Below are 15055 nucleotides of genomic sequence, written 5' to 3' on the forward strand. Positions count from 1 at the left end.
ATGCTCAAAGGGATCAATCCGCTGCTTAATGCCGATGTGCTCCAGGCGCTGCGGGCGATGGGCCATGGCGACGACCTGATCATCGCCGACACCAATTTCCCGTCCGATTCGGTGGCGCGGCAAACCGTGCTCGGCAAGCTGTTGCGCATCGACGCGACGGCGGCCGAAGTGGTGAAGGCGGTGCTGTCGGTCATGCCGCTGGATACTTTCGTCAACGATGCGGCGGCGCGCATGGAGATCGTCGGCAAGCCGAACGAGATCCCGCCGGTGCAGAAGGAGGTCCAGAAGCAGATCGACGCGGCCGAGGGCAAGCCCTGGCCGATGATCTCGATCGAGCGTTACGCCTTCTACGAGCGCTCCAGGAGAGCCTATTGCGTCATCCAGACCGGCGAGCGCCGCTTCTATGGCTGCTTTGCCTTCCGCAAGGGCGTCGTGCCGCCGGATGCGGAGTAAGGACATGGCTATCGGCAAGCCCGTCGTCACGAAGCCTGTTGTAATTTTGGGTGTGTTCGTTGCCGACACCGCTTATCGCGCCGACCGCCAGCCGCGCCTGGGTGAGACGATCCTCGGCAATTCCTTCAAGCTCGGCCCGGGCGGCAAGGGCTCGAACCAGGCCGTGGCCGCCGGCAAGCTTGGCGCCGACATCACTTTCCTGACCAGGCTCGGCGTCGATGCCTTCGCCGACATGGCCAAGCAGACCTGGAAAGACGCAGGCGTGAAAAGCGCCGTCATCGACACGCCGGACAGCTATACGGGTGCCGCCTACATCTTCGTCGAGGAAGGCAGCGGCAACAATGCCATCATCGTCAGCCCGGGCGCGGCAATGCTGATTTCCCAGGCCGACATCGAAGCGCATGCCGAGCTCATTCGTTCCGCCGGCGTCTTCGTCACCCAGCTTGAGCAGCCGATCGACGCGGCATTGAAGGCGCTCGAGATCGCGCGCGGGGCAGGGGTGACGACCATCCTCAATCCCGCGCCGGCCGCCAGCCTGCCCGACCGCATCTACACCCTCTGCGACTATGTCACGCCCAACGAGACCGAAGCCGAAGGACTGACCGGCATCAAGGTTTCGTCGATCGACGACGCCCGCCGCGCCGCCGATGCCCTATTGGCCAAAGGCGTCGGCGCCGTCATCGTGACGCTCGGCGAGAAGGGCGCCCTGCTCCACACCAAGGAGCGATCCGAACATGTCGGCGCGGTCAATGCGGGCCCAGTGGTCGAGACCACGGGGGCGGGTGACGCGTTCAACGGCGGCCTGGCCGCAGCGTTGGCAAAAGGCGCCGAGCCGCTGGAGGCCATCCGCTTTGCCTGCGCGGTCGCCGGCATTTCTGTGACCCGCCCAGGCACCGCGCCGTCGATGCCGACATTGCGGGAGGTCGAGGCCCTGCTCGCCAGGGCCTGACGCCTCCCGTCCACCTGTCTTTCTCGGCTTTGTTAGCGGCTCCTTAATCCGGAACGCAACGGAGGCGAGCGCGTTCATCGTCCTGGTCGGCAACGCCGATTGGAACGGCTGGATGAAAAAGCCTTACGAAAAGCCCACGCTTACGAAGCGGCAGAAGCTCACCGAACGGACGGCCCAGATCATCGCTTCCGGCGTCGTCCTGGGCGAATGATTTCCTGAATCGGGCTCGGATAGCGCTACAGAATCCTGCTGGTCAGCTCCAGCATCGTCGTTGCGCCCTGCTCGCTGCCGGGCATATGCACCACGCGCAGAACCCGAAGGTCCCTGCTCGATCCTTCGACCGGCATTGAAACGCTTTCACCGACCCGTGGCAATTCCTGGAAGGCGAGCTCGTCGACGTCCCTGGCGTCATCGATCGAAATGCGGCATCTCACAGCCATCTTGATCTCCCGTCATTTTCGCCCGTGGGCTGAACGAGGCAAGATTGGAATGGTTCCCGGGTAAAGGCCCTCGGTTGTCAAACCCGCTGCGACATTCGCGCGGCGTCGGTCGCTTCAACGCCTTGAATTGACTTCGCAATTGGCCAGAGGTCGTTAGCTGGCCAACTCGGCGATGTGGGCAATCGGCTTGTCCTCTTCCATGCGGCAGGCGCAGGCCGGCAGGCGGTGTAGAAGCAGACCGCGATCCGCGGTGGTCAAGGCGATACGGCTGGAAGACGCGTCAAGGCGCGCCGCACAAGCCGGATTTTCTGATTGACCCCGGAAAGGGAAATGGCGCGAGTGACGGGGCTCGAACCCGCGACCTCCGGCGTGACAGGCCGGCACTCTAACCGACTGAGCTACACCCGCGCACTGACGAGCACGTGTCAGCCGTGTTCGTCGTTGGGGCGGTGGATAAGGGGTTCGTTTGCGGGTGTCAAGCGCAGCATCGAAGCATAACAGCAATCAGCAGAAGGTTTTTTGACAGCGGCGTCCTGGCTGGGGAAAACCGCACCGCGACGGGTGCGCCGTCCGTTCATTTGGCCTTGCGGATGCGGCCCTAACTGCTTAAAGGTCCGCGCTCAAGCGGGCGATTAGCTCAGTTGGTAGAGCGCTTCGTTTACACCGAAGATGTCGGCGGTTCGAGCCCGTCATCGCCCACCAGCCTGTCGAACAAGCTGAAACGGAATGTGGCGGCGGCCCTTGCCAGGGCCACCACCTTATCGAGCGGCGGGCTGCTACTGCCTGACGTAGCACCTTTTTTCCGCGCCCGGAGCAGGATCACCGCCAAAGGAGTCGTTGCTGCAGTCGACGCCGTTCCTGAAGACATCCTGCGTGTACCGGCCGCGTGCGCCGTATCTGACCACCGCACGACCTTCGAAATCGCAGAAATCGCCCTCACCGGCGCAGGCAACCCAATCGCCGCGGTCCGGCCGTGAGCCGTAATCGCCGCCGTAATTGTTGTCACCGCCGTAGTTGTTGTCACCGCCATAGCCGCCGCGGCCGCGCGCCACGTAATAGCAAGCTTTCTCGCGGCCGGGTGCAGGATCACCGAAAAGGCGATTTGAGCAAGGCACGGCCCGGCGGTCGAAAAACCGGGACGTCGTTCGACCCCGGGCGCCGTAGATCACTTGCGTGGGATAGGGCAGGCGGCATATGCCGCCTTCATTGGCGCATCGCCGCAGCTGCTGCGCCGAGGCGGTGCTTGGGAAAAGGGCCGTGGCGGTCGCGGCCAGGCCGACCAGGCAAATGACCGCCAGTGCCATCCGGATCAGGAAAGTAGGGGTTTTCGACACGATTCGTCTCCCGTTTTGATTGCATCGGACACCCTACAGCGAAGCTGTTGAATGTGCGATGAACGCTTTGGTCGCCGGTCGTATGCCAGATTATCGCTCGCTGCGTCCGGTTGTCGAGGAGTCAAGGAAGCGATGCCGACCAACGGTTCGGCCGGCTGTGATTTCAGTATTTTATGATCCGCCGCTCAACGAGGACCACGATGCAGAACAGCGCGATCGACAGCGACGACGACAGCACGATCGCGGCGTAGAGGCGGTCGGACTGGTAGTTGAAGGTCGCCTGGATGATCAGCGCGCCGAGCCCTTTGTCCGAACCGATCCATTCGCCGACGATGGCGCCGATGACGGCGGTGGCCGAGGCGATCCTGAGCGAGGAGAACAGCATCGGCAGCGCGCGCGGCAAGCGCAGACTCCAGAAAATCTCCGAGCGTGTCGCCGACAGCACCCTGAACAGTTCGTGCTCGTTGTCGCTGGCCGAATCGAGCCCACGGATCATGTTCACCAGCGTCGGGAAGAAGCAGATCACCGCGGCGATAACGATCTTCGGCGTCATGCCGAGACCGAAGATCAGGATGATGATCGGCGATAGCGCCAGGATCGGAATGGTGTTGAAGAAGAGCACGATCGGGAAATAGGCGGCCTGAAGGACGCGGCTGTGGACAAAGAGCACGGCCAGCAGCACGGCAGCCAGGTTGCCGATGACGAAGCCGGCCAGCGCCTCGATCAGCGTCGGCCGCAGATTGTCGATGAGGAGCGAAAAGTTCTTCTGGAAGACACCGAAGATCGCCGTCGGCGTCGGCACGATATAGGCCGGTACGCCAAGCAGGGGCAGCAAGTATTGCCAGGCGAGCAGGATTGAAGCCGCGCCCAGGACGGGAAGCGCAAGGGTCATTTGCGGAGAGAGCGGCGCCTGTCTCACGATGCGCGCTCCAGCGCCGTCCGCAAATCGGCCATGGCGGCGACGATCGCCGGATCCTCGCGCTTGCAGCGATTGCTTTCCTGCTTGAAGGGCCGCATGTCGAGGTCCTTGACGACACGCCCCGGATTGGCGGCCAGCACGATCACGCGTTCGCCGAGATAGGCGGCCTCGGCGATCGAATGGGTGACGAAAAGGATCGTCGTGCCGGTGCGCCGCCAGAGCGCGAGAAGCTCGTCGTTCAACCGGTCGCGCGTGATCTCGTCCAGCGCGCCGAAGGGTTCGTCCATCAGCAGCAGTTTCGGTTCGCCGAGTAGGGCGCGCGCGATCGCGACGCGCTGGCGCTGGCCGCCGGAGAGCTGGTGCGGCAGGCGCTCGCTGAAGCCGCCGAGGCCCATGAGCTCCAGCAGCTCCGTGCTGCGGTCCTCGATCCTGCGGGTCAGGCTGCCCTGGCCGACGCCGAGCGGCAGGCGCACATTGTCGCGCACCGTGCGCCAGGGGAGCAGGGTGGAATCCTGGAAGACGAAGCCGACGTCGCGGCGCGAGCGCACCGCATGCGGCGTTTCGCCGAGCACGCTGATTGAGCCGCCGAGCGGATCGAGCAGGTCGGCCACCACCCTGAGCAAGGTCGACTTGCCGCAGCCGGACGGCCCCAGGATCGACAGGAAGGAACCGGCCGCGACGGTCAGGTCGAGGCCGGAGAGCACTTTGACGGCCGTCTGCCGGCCGCCATAGCCGACATCTAGCTGCCGCGCTTCGATAGCCTCCACCATCACGCCGCGGGCGCGTCGAGCTTGGGCCGGTCGGCGGCCGACAGTTCCAGGATCTTGGTTGTGTAGACATCCTTGGCTGCCGGACGGCCGTTCGGATATTGGCCGACCTTGTCGAGCAGCGCCAATTGCTCCTCGATCGAGGCGGGGTCGAACGTGCCCCAGCCATCCTTGGCGGTCGCGCCGTCGAAGGAGAGTTTCAGCACCAGATTGACGGTCTTTTCCTCCCAGCCGAGATCCATTTCCGGATAGGCGGCGACCATCTTCTTCACCGCTTCCTGCGGGTTGGCATGCACCCAGCCCCATCCCTTGCCGACGGCGCCGATGAACTTGGCCAGGGTCTCCGGATCCTTTTCGATCGCAGTGTCGGTGGCGAAATAGACGTCGGCGTAGGAGCTCAATCCAAGGTCGCGAGTCAGAAGGTCGATGCGGTCATCGCCGACGACGCTCAGTGCCTGCGTGTTGGTGATCCAGCCGCCGATCGCATCGACGTCGCCGCGCACCAGCGGCGCCTTGTCGAAGCCGACATTGACGATGGTCACCTCGGAAGGATCGATGCCGTTCTTGGCCAGGATCTCGTCGATGACGAAGCGCGCCGTCGGCTGGATGCCGATCTTCTTGCCCTTGAGATCCGCGACGCCGCGGATCGGCTTGGCCGGCTTCGAGGTCAGCGCGTAGGGACCGGTGCGGAAGCCGCAGGCGATGATCTTGATCGGCACGCCGCTAGCGCGCGCCGAATAGAGCTGTGGCGTCTCCGAGAACTGGCCAAGCTGCGCGGCGCCCGAAATGACCGGCGGGACGGTCGAAGCGTTGGGGCCGCCGGGGCTGAATTCGACCTCCAGCCCGGCATCCTTGAAATAGCCGTTGGCGACGGCCGCGATGTCGCCGATCTGGCCGTTGGACATCAGCCAGTCATACTGGATGACGACCTTTCCGGCGGCCTTTGCGCCCGGCGTCAGCACCAGCTGCATACCGGCCGACACGGCCGCCACAGCCGCGACGCCGCCTTTCATGAAAGCGCGACGGTTCAATTCGAAGTCCCTGTTCCCATTCATTTTTCGCTCCTGTTGCAGACTTTCTCGTCTCTTCTTCAGGCGCCGCTCCCTTCAGCGCGGCGTCGTCTACGGCTGTTCGTCGTGGTAGTCGCCGGGGCCGCCGTCGAGCCAGGCGTAAAGCTCCCAGAGTGTGTCGTCCGGGTCGGTGAAATAGGCGCAGCGCGCATTCCAGGCGTAGTTTTCGGGCGGGCCGTAGAAAGGCACGCCCTTGCCGCTGAGTTCGGCATGCATGCGGTCGATGTCTGCCGGCGTATCGAGTTGCACGGCGACGCAGACCTTGTGCGCCTGGCGCGGCGATTTCAGCTTCGACACGCCGGTATGGCGGTTGATGTGGTCGAGTTCCCAGGCGGCGAGCGTGACGCCCTCGCCATGGAAATCAGCAAAGCCTTCGGCGCGGCGGCGCAGGCGGAAGCCGAGCTTGTCGACATAGAATTCGACGGTGCGCTCGATGTTTTCCACCAGCAGGCAGACGTCGGAGATGCGGGTGATGCTCGCCGGCATGGCTATTTCGCTCCGTCGGTTTTCGGCAGCGGCAGCCTGACGCCGACGCGATTGGCGGCGCCGACGATGTGAGCCCGCATTGCCGCTTCCGCCGCGGCCGGATCGCCCGCCACCAGCGCCTCGTAGATGCGCACATGCTCGCCGACATTGATCTCGATGAGGTCGTGCAGCGGGTTGGTCATACGGGCGTAGTGGATAGAGTGACGGATCTGCTCGCAGACGAACGAGATGAAAGTGTGGATGTAGCTGTTGCCGGTGGCGCGCGCGATCTCGCGGTGGAAGAGCAGGTCGGCGTCGATGCTGCCTTCTTCCCAGCGCTCTTCGCCGCCCATGCGGTCGAGCGCTGCCTTGATCGAATCGAGATGCTCCTTAGTGCGCCGCGCCGCGGCGAGTGCCGCCGACTCGGCCTCAAGGATGCAGCGCAACTCGAACAGCCGCTCCATGTTGTGCGTGTCCTTGAGCGCCTCGCGGTCGATGCGGATCGCGGCCCGCTGCTCGGGCGCCAGCACGAAGGCGCCGATGCCTTGCCGCGCCTCGATCATGCCGTCAGCCCTGAGCTGAGCGATCGCCTCACGCACCACATTGCGGCTGACGCCGAACTTTTCCGACAGCTCCTGCTCGGTCGGCAGCCGCGCGCCGGGGTTCAATTCGCCGGATTCAATCTCGCGGCTAAGGAAGGCCGCGACCCGGTGTGGCAAGGTCTCGACGGTGCCGATGGCGGCCAGTCTCTGCTTCATGAAAGAATCTCCGTCGCGGGCAACAGACAACCGGGATTCATCAGTCCCTTGGGGTCGAGCGCAGTCTTCAGCGCCGCGACCATGTGGCGATGCGTCGGCGAGAGCCCGGTCCAGAATTCCTCGCGCCGGCTGCGGCCGATACCGTGTTCCGCGCTGATCGAACCGCCGAGGCCGACGGCGATTTCATAGAGACCGGCGATGACTTCAGCGCCCCGCGCGCGGGCATGGTGCTCGGCAAGTTCAAGCGGCGGCAGCACGTTGAAATGGATGTTGCCGTCGCCGGCGTGGCCATAGGCCAGCGGAATCCAGCTGGGATGGCTATTCGCGATGAAGTGCCGGGCTTGGCTGATCAGGACAGGGATGTCGGAGATGCGCACCGACAGATCGGTCCGAACATGATAGCCGCGCCTGGCCTGGCCTTCGACCAGCCCTTCGCGGATCGCCCAGAAGCTCCTGGCCTGCACGCTGCTTGTGGCGAGAACCGCGTCGGTCACCAGGCCTTTTTCCATGGCATCGGCCAGGAAACTGGCCAAGAGAGTATTGAGATCGATACCCGGCCCGGAGGACAATTCCATCAGCACCTGCACAGGCGCCGAGACCGGCGCAGCTATGCCTGGGTCGATCAGCCGGGCGAGCTCGATACATTCCGAACCGATGATCTCGAAAGCGGAGATCAGGTCCGAACAGTCGCGGCGCGCCCGATTGAATAACTGGATGGCAGCTTCGAAAGAAGCGAGACCGAGATAGGCTGTCTCTGTTTGAACCGGCTTCGGAAAGAGCTTCACCTCGACACCCGTGATGATGCCCAGTGTGCCTTCCGAGCCGATGAAAAGCTGCTTCAGGTCGTAGCCGCTGTTGTTCTTGCGCAGCCCGGCAAAACCGTTCCACAGCTCGCCATTCGCAAGTACGACCTCCAACCCGAGGATGAGGTCGCGCGCCATGCCATAGCGCAGCACGTTGACGCCGCCGGCATTGCTCGCCGCATTGCCGCCGATCTGGCAGCTGCCCTGCGCGCCGAGCGCCAACGGGAACAAGCAATCCTGCGCCTCGCACGCGTCCTTGATCGTCTGCAGCACGCAGCCGGCATCGGCACGCAGGGTGAAATTTTCCGTATCGATCTGCCGGATGGCGTTCAGCCGCTCAAGGCTGACGACAACCAGACCACGGCCTTTGCTGTCGATCGCGCCCGACACCAGCCCGGTGTTGCCACCCTGCGGGATCACGCCGAGCCCAAGCTCGCTGCACAGACGCATCACGGCCTGGACTTCGCCGACCGAGCCTGGCCGCAGCACGGCAAGAGCTTCGCCTCGGTAATCGCCTGCCCAATCGCCCAGATATTTCGCCATACCGGCGGCATCGGCGGTGAATCCGCCTGGGCCGACTGCGCCTTCGATGGCGCTAAGGATTTCCGGCGAGAGACGATGAGCGGTCATGAAAATTCATGTCTGGATATCGGGTGATACATATCATCCTACAACTTAATTCGAGTCAACAGGCGGACTCTGTCATCGGACTAGGCCCTGCCTATGCATCGTCCTGGCTGATTGCCGGCCGCCGAAACCACCGCGATGGTGGGCGCTACGGGGAGCCGCGGCTCGTCCCCGGCCAGATCGATCCGGTGAGGAGAAAAGATGATTGAACTGCCCTTTGCCCGCGAAGAGTACCGGCAGCGGCTCGGAAAAATCCGTGCCGAGATGGCCAGGCGCGGCATCGAACTCCTGATCGTCAACGACGTCGCCAACCAGCATTACATCACCGGTTATGACGGCTGGTCTTTCTACACGCCGCAGGTGGTGCTGGTTCCGATCGAGGATGCCGAGCCTGTCTGGATAGGCCGCGCCATGGACGCGGCCGGCGGCTTGCTGACGGCCTGGATGAAGCCGGAAAACGTGGTCGGCTTCCCGGAGGACCATGTTCAGCGCGCCGACCGTCATCCCATGGACTGGATCGCGGCCTGGATCGTCGCCAAGGGCTGGGGCAGCCGCCACACCGGCATCGAGCTCGAAGCCTATTATTTCTCACCGAAGGCGCATGCGCGGCTCGTCGCCGGATTGCCCAATGCGAAATGGCATGACGCCGACCTGCTTGTGAACTGGATCCGCGCGGTGAAATCGGCGCCGGAAATCGCCTATCTGCGCAACGCATCGAGGCTGGCCGAAGCAGCGGTCGCGCGGGCGTTCGAAGTCATTGCGCCGGGTGTGCGCGAGTGCGACGCGATCGCCGCCATCCAGGCGGCGCAGATCGCCGGCAGCCCTAATTTCGCCGGAGATATCACCGCGCTGCCGCCGACGATCCTGGGTGGCGAAAATGCTTCCGCGCCGCACATCATGTGGAGCGACAGGCGGTTCGGAAAGGACGAAACGATCGCCTTGGAGCTTGCCGGCGTTTGCCGCCGCTATGCCGCCGGGCTGGCCAGGACGATGCAGCTCGGCAAGACGCCGACCCGCGTCGCGGACACGGCAAAGGCCGTCATCGAGGGCATGGATGCGGTGCTCGATACCGTACGGCCGGGCACGACCGCGGAAGCGGTCGAAGCTGCCTGGCGCAAGGTCATCGCGCGTTACGGGCTGAAGAAGGAATCGCGCATCGGCTACTCCATCGGCGTCGCCTATCCGCCCGATTGGGGCGAGCATACGATCAGCCTCAGACCCGGCGACAAGACGGTGCTTCAACCCGGCAATGTCGTTCATTCGATCCTGGGCATGTGGATGGACGGCTGGGGCATCGAGATCAGCGAGACCATTCTGGTGACCGACACCGGCAACGAGACGCTGACGAAGTTCCCGCGGGATATCCATGTCAAATCCTGACCGGCCTGCGGGCGATACCGTGCCCGAGATCGACGCCGGGATTCTCGATCGGATGATCGAGATCCGCCGCCATCTGCACCGCCACCCGGAGCTTTCGAACCGCGAGGTGGGCACGCAGCGCTATTTGCGCGAGATGCTCGCGAGCGAAGGCATCGCCGAGATTCGGGACATTGCCGGTTACGGGCTCGCCGTCGATATCGTCGGCACCGGCCGGCCCTCCAATCGCAAGCTCGCCATTCGCGCCGACATCGACGCTTTGCCGATCGAAGAGGAATCCGGCGTCGATTATGCGTCGGAAAATCCGGGCGTGATGCATGCCTGCGGCCATGACGCCCATGCCGCGATGGGCTTTGCGGTGGCCGCGCACCTGCATCGGTCGCGTGAAAATTTCGGCGGAACCGTCCGCCTTGTCTTCCAACCAGCCGAGGAAGATGAGCCGTCAGGCGGCAAACGGGTGGTGGAGGAGGGGCTTCTCGACGATGTCGACGCCGCGATCTGCGTCCATGTCGATCCGTACACGCCGTCGGGTAAGGTCGCTGTCGGCTCCGGCCCCTACACTTTGGCATGTGACACGTTCGATGTGCTGGTCACCGGCTCGGCGGCGCATGCGGCAAAACCCTATGAAGGCATCGACGCGCTGACCGTGGCCTGCTCCATGGTGAGCGAGCTGCAGAAGATCGTTTCGCGCGAGACCGATCCTTACGATCCGCTGGTCATTTCGGTGACCGCCATCAATGGCGGCAATGCCTACAACGTGACCGCCGGCAAGGTCGCGTTCAAGGGCACCATCCGCAGCGGCAGCGACGCCACCCGCGAGCGTGCCTGGCGCCGGCTTCGCGAGGTGCTGGAGGGAGTGGCTTCCAGCCACGGCGCCAGCGTGCGGGTCGACCTGCATCGAGGCGAACCTGGCGTCGTCAACGATGTCGAGATGGCAGCCCTGATCATGGCCGGCGCCAAGGCCAGCATCGGCGCGGAGAATGCGCTCAGCATGCCCGGATGGAGCATTGCCGACGACTTCGGCTATTACAGCGAGAAGCGTCCGTCGGTCTATTTCCGGCTCGGCATCCGCAACGAGGAGGTCGGGTCGGTCTATCCGCTTCACCATGCCAGGTTTCGCGTCGACGAGGCCGCGTTGAAGAGCGGCGTTCTTACGCTGGTCTCGGCAGCAACGATGTACCTGGCCGGGCAGGAGAATCCCGACGCCTAGTGCATTTCACCGTTTCACGGAAACGGCGAAATGCCCTATCTCTTTGTTTTTACGCAATTCCGGGCGGAAAACCGCTCACACTTTTCCTGGAATTGCTCTAGCGAGCTCGCCGGCGCCGGTGTTGGATCAGCCGGTCAAAGATACTGCGCTACCTTCTTGCCGACGGTCAGGAAGCGCAGCGGGTCGACCGCCTCGCCGCCGTGGCGCACTTCGTAGTGAAGGTGCGGGCCGGTCGAGCGGCCGCTACTGCCAGTCTTGCCGATGACGTCGCCGGCAGCTAGCTTCTGGCCGACGGCAACATCGATCTCGCTCAAATGCCCGTAGCGCGTGGCAAAGCCGTTGCCATGGTCGACCTCGACCATGCGGCCGTAGCCGCCGGCCCAGCCGGCGCGGGTGACGGTGCCGGCGGCCGTGACCTTGGCCGGCATGCCGATCGGGGCCCTGAAATCCATTCCGGTATGCAGGGCGGCGGTGCCGAGGATCGGGTCGGTGCGCACGCCGAACGGGCTGGTCACCGTACGGCCAGGGGCAGGATTGGTGAGCGGCAGCTTGCGCGCCTCCTTCTTCACCTCGTCTAGTGCATCGAGCGCCTCGTCCAACTCCTTGACTCGGCTGTCGAAAACCATCGAGGGATCAATCGGAACCAGCGGGCCGCCGACATCGCTCTTGTTAAGTTCGCTGTCGACCGGTAGGCCCGCCGCTTCCAGTGCCTGGGCGATGGCATCGGCATTCTTGTAGGCGTTGTCGGCAAGCGTGGTGATGCGCGAAAGCTGCTGATTCTCGATAGCCTTGAGCGAGGCATTGATTGAGACGAACAGCTTGTCGGCGCGATCGGCGGCCGTTTCGCCGTCAAGCGGCTCGGACCTTGTCGACCAGAGCGAGAAGGGCCTGGTGTCGCCGGCGCTCAAGGATGCGACGGAATAGGTCGGCGCCTGCGAAAGGCTGCCGGTCACCTCGGCGTGGTCATCGGGCTTGGGCGCCGCCGCGCCGGTTGCGGGTGTGTCGCCGACCTCGTTCTCGGCGCGCTCGAGGATCGGCCCGAGCCGTCCGTGCCGCTCGCTGAGCTGGGTCTGCCTGGCCAGCAGCTCGCTGACCTTGGTCTCCATCTGTTGCTGGTCGAGAAGCTGGCGGCTGGTGATGCGGTCGACCTGGGCGCGAAGGGCCGAGATGCGGTCCTCATAGGCCTGCTGCATGCGCGCCTGCCTTGCCGTCGTGGCGCCGATCAGGTCGTCGCGCAGCACCAGATAGGACGTGGCGAGTAAATAACCGATGGCGATGGCCGCCAGAGCGGAGCCGATAAAGGCGGCGAGCCAGGGGCGGATGGTGAAATGCCTTATCTCATTGCCCCGGGCGATGATGACCGTGTGCGGTTCCTTGCGTCTGCCGAAGACAGCTGACTGACCGGTTTGTTTCACGGGACCGAGCTTTCGTTACGGGGCCAACGACAAGCTCGATTACACATTATTAGGGTTAACAAAGTTTTGCCGCGTCGACAGCGCAGGCCTGAATGCACGCAGCACGGGCAGGAGGTTGCACGAAAATCTCCGGGACGCGGACACCATGCCGCGAAATCGTTGGCGATGAACACCAATATTGTGCCACGAGCAGCCTGCAGCCCGCAAAGCAAGGCTCGGGTTTCTTAACTGTCTTCGATTGCATTTAGTTGACGTTTTTCGAGTAAAGGCGTGTTGGTATTTGAGGTTCACCGTGACGGTAGGAATGCTGGACGATCTGGTTGGCAAGATCTTCGACAAGATTTCGGGCACCAGTCTGCTGGCGACCGGGCTTTTGCTGCTGACTGCCTTTGTCAGCGCGCTCGTGGCCTACTGGCGCACGGTCGAGGAGAGGAGCTGGAAGGAGTTTTTCGAGTTTGCCATCCCGCATGAGGTTATCACCCATCCCTCCGCGAAGGCCGACCTGCTGTTCTGGGTCACGAAAAAGGCCTTGATGCCGTTCCTGATGTTGCCTGCCGGAATCGTTTTCGTCACGGCAGTGGGGTACGCGACCAACTGGCTGTTTTCGACACTGTTCCACTTTCAGCCGCCTCTGATCGAGGGGCCGGCGGGGCCGGTGACGGTTCTGATCTTCACCCTCAGCATGCTCCTCGCCTACGACATTTCCTATTATCTCTATCACGTTGCCCAGCATCGCTATCCGCTGCTGTGGGAACTGCACAAGGTGCATCACTCGGCCGAGGTGATGGTCGGAATCACCAAGGACCGGGTCCATCCGCTCGACGAGTTGATGAACCGAGCTTGGGACGGCATCATCGTGGGGCTCTGCTTCGGCATCTGGTCGCTGATTTCGCTGAACCTGGTCGAATTGACCGTTTTTGGCGTCAACGTCTATGTCATGCGTAACATCCTGATGATGGATTTCGTCAGGCACACGCATTTCAAGATCTCGTTCGGCCCGCTCAACAATTTGATCCTGTGTCCTCACTGGCATCAGTTGCATCACAGCGTCGATCCGCGCCACTACGACAAGAACTTCGGGTTGCTCTTCTCGTTCTGGGATCGGCTCTTCGGAACATTGTGTGTGCCGAGGCCCGACGAGGACTTCAAGTTCGGGCTGGTCGACCGCGATGTGCGCGACTATCAGTCTCTCGCAGGCCTTTACCTCATGCCGCTGAAGCGGATGTGGGGGCATATTGCCAGGCGCATCCGGCCCGGAAAGCCACGGTCGCTCACCTCGCGATCCTCGGAGGGGACACGGCCATGAACGCTCCCGTTATGCTCGCAGTCCCGCGGACACGCACCTTCGAAGTCGTGACATCGGCGGTGCGCCTGGCCGAGATCGCACAGGCCTGGAGCGCGCTCTGGCAGCGGGCTGGCGGGCTTGTCTTCCAGCACCCGGACTGGATCGCGGCCTGGTGGCGCACCACCCCGCAGCAGGAGCGGCGCGCGCTCAGGATTGGGCTTGCCTGGAACGGCGACCGGCTCGATGGCGTGATAGCGCTCGCGACCTTCAGGCGTTCCGGCATCCGCATACTCGAATGGGCGGCGAAGGATCACAGCGACTATGGTGACGCGCTGGTTGCACCTGAGAGCGATCCGCGGGCGATCTCCCGCCTCTGGCAGTATGTTTTTGACCAGGGTGGCTTCGACCTGATCTATCTCAACCGTCTACTACCGGATGCCGGTGTTCATGCCCTGCGGGAACCGGCTCATGGCAAGGCGCTTCGGCCCAACCACCGCACTGAAATCAGCTATCGTGTCGCTGGCTCCTGGCAGCACGGGGCGGAATGGTTCGAGACGTTGTCCAAGAAGGGTCGGCAGAACTATCGCCGTGGCCGCAAGTTCATGGAAGAAAGCGGTGCATTGCGCTTCCGGCTGCTGGATGCGAAGGATCCACGCGAGCCGGTGCTCGAGCGCGTCGCGACGTTGAAGCGCCTCTGGCTCGCGCGCCATGGTCGTGCCTCGGATCTGTTCGACATAGGCTCGCCGGTTCTCGCCGCGCTTATTTCAGTGCTGGCCGACCTCGGGCTGTTGCGCATCTTCGTGCTGGAGCTTGACGACACGATCGTCGCCGTCTCGATCAACTTCGAGCAGCACGGCACGATGATGGCTTTCGTCACCACCTATGACCCCGAATACGAGCGCGCCTCGCCGGGTATGGTACTGATGATGGACTATATCCAATGGTCGTTCGACCGTGGCTTTGCCACGATTGATTTTCTCTGCGGCGGCGAGGATTTCAAACGGCGCTTCGCCACGCAATCAGTCACGCTGTCGTCCATGATGGGCGCGCGCGGCTTGCGTGGCCATCTTGCCGCGCTGGCCGATCAAGTGAGCCATGTTTCGAAATCCTGGAGGACGCGGCGGCAGCTGAAGGCCGAGGCACCTGACGAGTAACGATCATAATTGTTGATTGCTTGTGGGCT

At 63.4% G+C, this 15055-nt stretch carries 15 protein-coding genes and 2 tRNA genes; 7 read left to right on the forward strand and 10 right to left on the reverse strand.

From position 1 onward, the window contains the following. Together AC0YKC_RS17660 and rbsK are read left to right on the forward strand one after the other, a co-directional pair. Positions 1 to 453 (forward strand): RbsD/FucU family protein, encoded by a 453-nt coding sequence (locus AC0YKC_RS17660; RefSeq protein WP_488511964.1) that lies wholly within the window; start codon positions 1 to 3, stop codon positions 451 to 453. Between the two features lie 4 nt (positions 454 to 457). After that, on the forward strand, positions 458 to 1402 hold the full coding sequence (gene rbsK / locus AC0YKC_RS17665) for a ribokinase (protein ID WP_488511965.1): 945 nt from the start codon (positions 458 to 460) through the stop codon (positions 1400 to 1402). 236 nt (positions 1403 to 1638) lie between these two features. Here the strand turns inward: rbsK and AC0YKC_RS17670 are convergent, their stop codons facing one another. Both AC0YKC_RS17670 and AC0YKC_RS17675 read right to left on the reverse strand, forming a co-directional pair. Continuing rightward, positions 1639 to 1842, reverse strand: coding sequence for a hypothetical protein (locus AC0YKC_RS17670; protein ID WP_027166441.1), 204 nt, complete (start codon positions 1840 to 1842; stop codon positions 1639 to 1641). A gap of 331 nt (positions 1843 to 2173) precedes the next feature. Next, positions 2174 to 2250, reverse strand: a tRNA-Asp gene (locus AC0YKC_RS17675). A 218-nt stretch (positions 2251 to 2468) separates the two neighbouring features. On the opposite strand from AC0YKC_RS17675, the gene AC0YKC_RS17680 reads away from it, so the two are divergent. After that, positions 2469 to 2544: transfer RNA gene (locus tag AC0YKC_RS17680), tRNA-Val, on the forward strand. 74 nt (positions 2545 to 2618) lie between these two features. Here the strand turns inward: AC0YKC_RS17680 and AC0YKC_RS17685 are convergent. The 7 genes from AC0YKC_RS17685 to AC0YKC_RS17715 form a co-directional block, all read right to left on the reverse strand. Then, positions 2619 to 3146 carry a hypothetical protein gene (locus tag AC0YKC_RS17685; protein ID WP_488511966.1) on the reverse strand — a complete coding sequence of 176 codons (528 nt, stop codon included), beginning with the start codon at positions 3144 to 3146 and terminating at the stop codon, positions 2619 to 2621. A 193-nt stretch (positions 3147 to 3339) separates the two neighbouring features. Further along, positions 3340 to 4095, reverse strand: a complete 756-nt coding sequence (locus AC0YKC_RS17690) for an ABC transporter permease (RefSeq protein ID WP_320295898.1) — start codon at positions 4093 to 4095, stop codon at positions 3340 to 3342. Then, positions 4092 to 4865, reverse strand: a complete 774-nt coding sequence (locus AC0YKC_RS17695) for an ABC transporter ATP-binding protein (RefSeq protein WP_488511967.1) — start codon at positions 4863 to 4865, stop codon at positions 4092 to 4094. The genes AC0YKC_RS17690 and AC0YKC_RS17695 overlap by 4 nt, the downstream gene beginning before the upstream one ends. Beyond that, positions 4865 to 5917 carry an ABC transporter substrate-binding protein gene (locus AC0YKC_RS17700; RefSeq protein WP_488511969.1) on the reverse strand — a complete coding sequence of 351 codons (1053 nt, stop codon included), beginning with the start codon at positions 5915 to 5917 and terminating at the stop codon, positions 4865 to 4867. The genes AC0YKC_RS17695 and AC0YKC_RS17700 overlap by 1 nt, the downstream gene beginning before the upstream one ends. Before the next feature lie 66 nt (positions 5918 to 5983). After that, positions 5984 to 6418, reverse strand: a complete 435-nt coding sequence (locus AC0YKC_RS17705) for a VOC family protein (protein WP_488511970.1) — start codon at positions 6416 to 6418, stop codon at positions 5984 to 5986. Positions 6419 to 6420: 2 nt separating this feature from the next. Further along, on the reverse strand, positions 6421 to 7155 hold the full coding sequence (locus tag AC0YKC_RS17710) for a FadR/GntR family transcriptional regulator (protein ID WP_488511971.1): 735 nt from the start codon (positions 7153 to 7155) through the stop codon (positions 6421 to 6423). Beyond that, positions 7152 to 8588, reverse strand: a complete 1437-nt coding sequence (locus AC0YKC_RS17715) for an FAD-binding oxidoreductase (RefSeq protein WP_488511972.1) — start codon at positions 8586 to 8588, stop codon at positions 7152 to 7154. Before AC0YKC_RS17715 ends, AC0YKC_RS17710 begins: the two co-directional genes overlap by 4 nt. Positions 8589 to 8786: 198 nt before the next feature. Here AC0YKC_RS17715 and AC0YKC_RS17720 point away from each other — a divergent pair, with 198 nt between their 5' ends. Both AC0YKC_RS17720 and AC0YKC_RS17725 read left to right on the forward strand, forming a co-directional pair. Continuing rightward, complete coding sequence (locus tag AC0YKC_RS17720; protein WP_488511974.1) at positions 8787 to 9965, forward strand: M24 family metallopeptidase; 1179 nt, start codon at positions 8787 to 8789, stop codon at positions 9963 to 9965. Further along, positions 9952 to 11172, forward strand: a complete 1221-nt coding sequence (locus AC0YKC_RS17725) for a M20 metallopeptidase family protein (protein WP_320295892.1) — start codon at positions 9952 to 9954, stop codon at positions 11170 to 11172. Before AC0YKC_RS17720 ends, AC0YKC_RS17725 begins: the two co-directional genes overlap by 14 nt. Positions 11173 to 11306: 134 nt before the next feature. Here the strand turns inward: AC0YKC_RS17725 and AC0YKC_RS17730 are convergent, their stop codons facing one another. Next, positions 11307 to 12587: a M23 family metallopeptidase gene (locus AC0YKC_RS17730; protein ID WP_488511975.1), complete on the reverse strand. Its 1281-nt coding sequence runs from the start codon at positions 12585 to 12587 to the stop codon at positions 11307 to 11309. A gap of 304 nt (positions 12588 to 12891) precedes the next feature. On the opposite strand from AC0YKC_RS17730, the gene AC0YKC_RS17735 reads away from it, so the two are divergent. Further along, positions 12892 to 13893: a sterol desaturase family protein gene (locus tag AC0YKC_RS17735; protein ID WP_320295963.1), complete on the forward strand. Its 1002-nt coding sequence runs from the start codon at positions 12892 to 12894 to the stop codon at positions 13891 to 13893. Then, a complete protein-coding gene (locus AC0YKC_RS17740; RefSeq protein ID WP_488512098.1) occupies positions 13890 to 15026 on the forward strand; it encodes a GNAT family N-acetyltransferase in 1137 nt (378 codons plus the stop codon). Before AC0YKC_RS17735 ends, AC0YKC_RS17740 begins: the two co-directional genes overlap by 4 nt. Positions 15027 to 15055 lie beyond the last annotated feature (29 nt).

Source organism: Mesorhizobium sp. CNPSo 4661, from assembly GCF_057784215.1.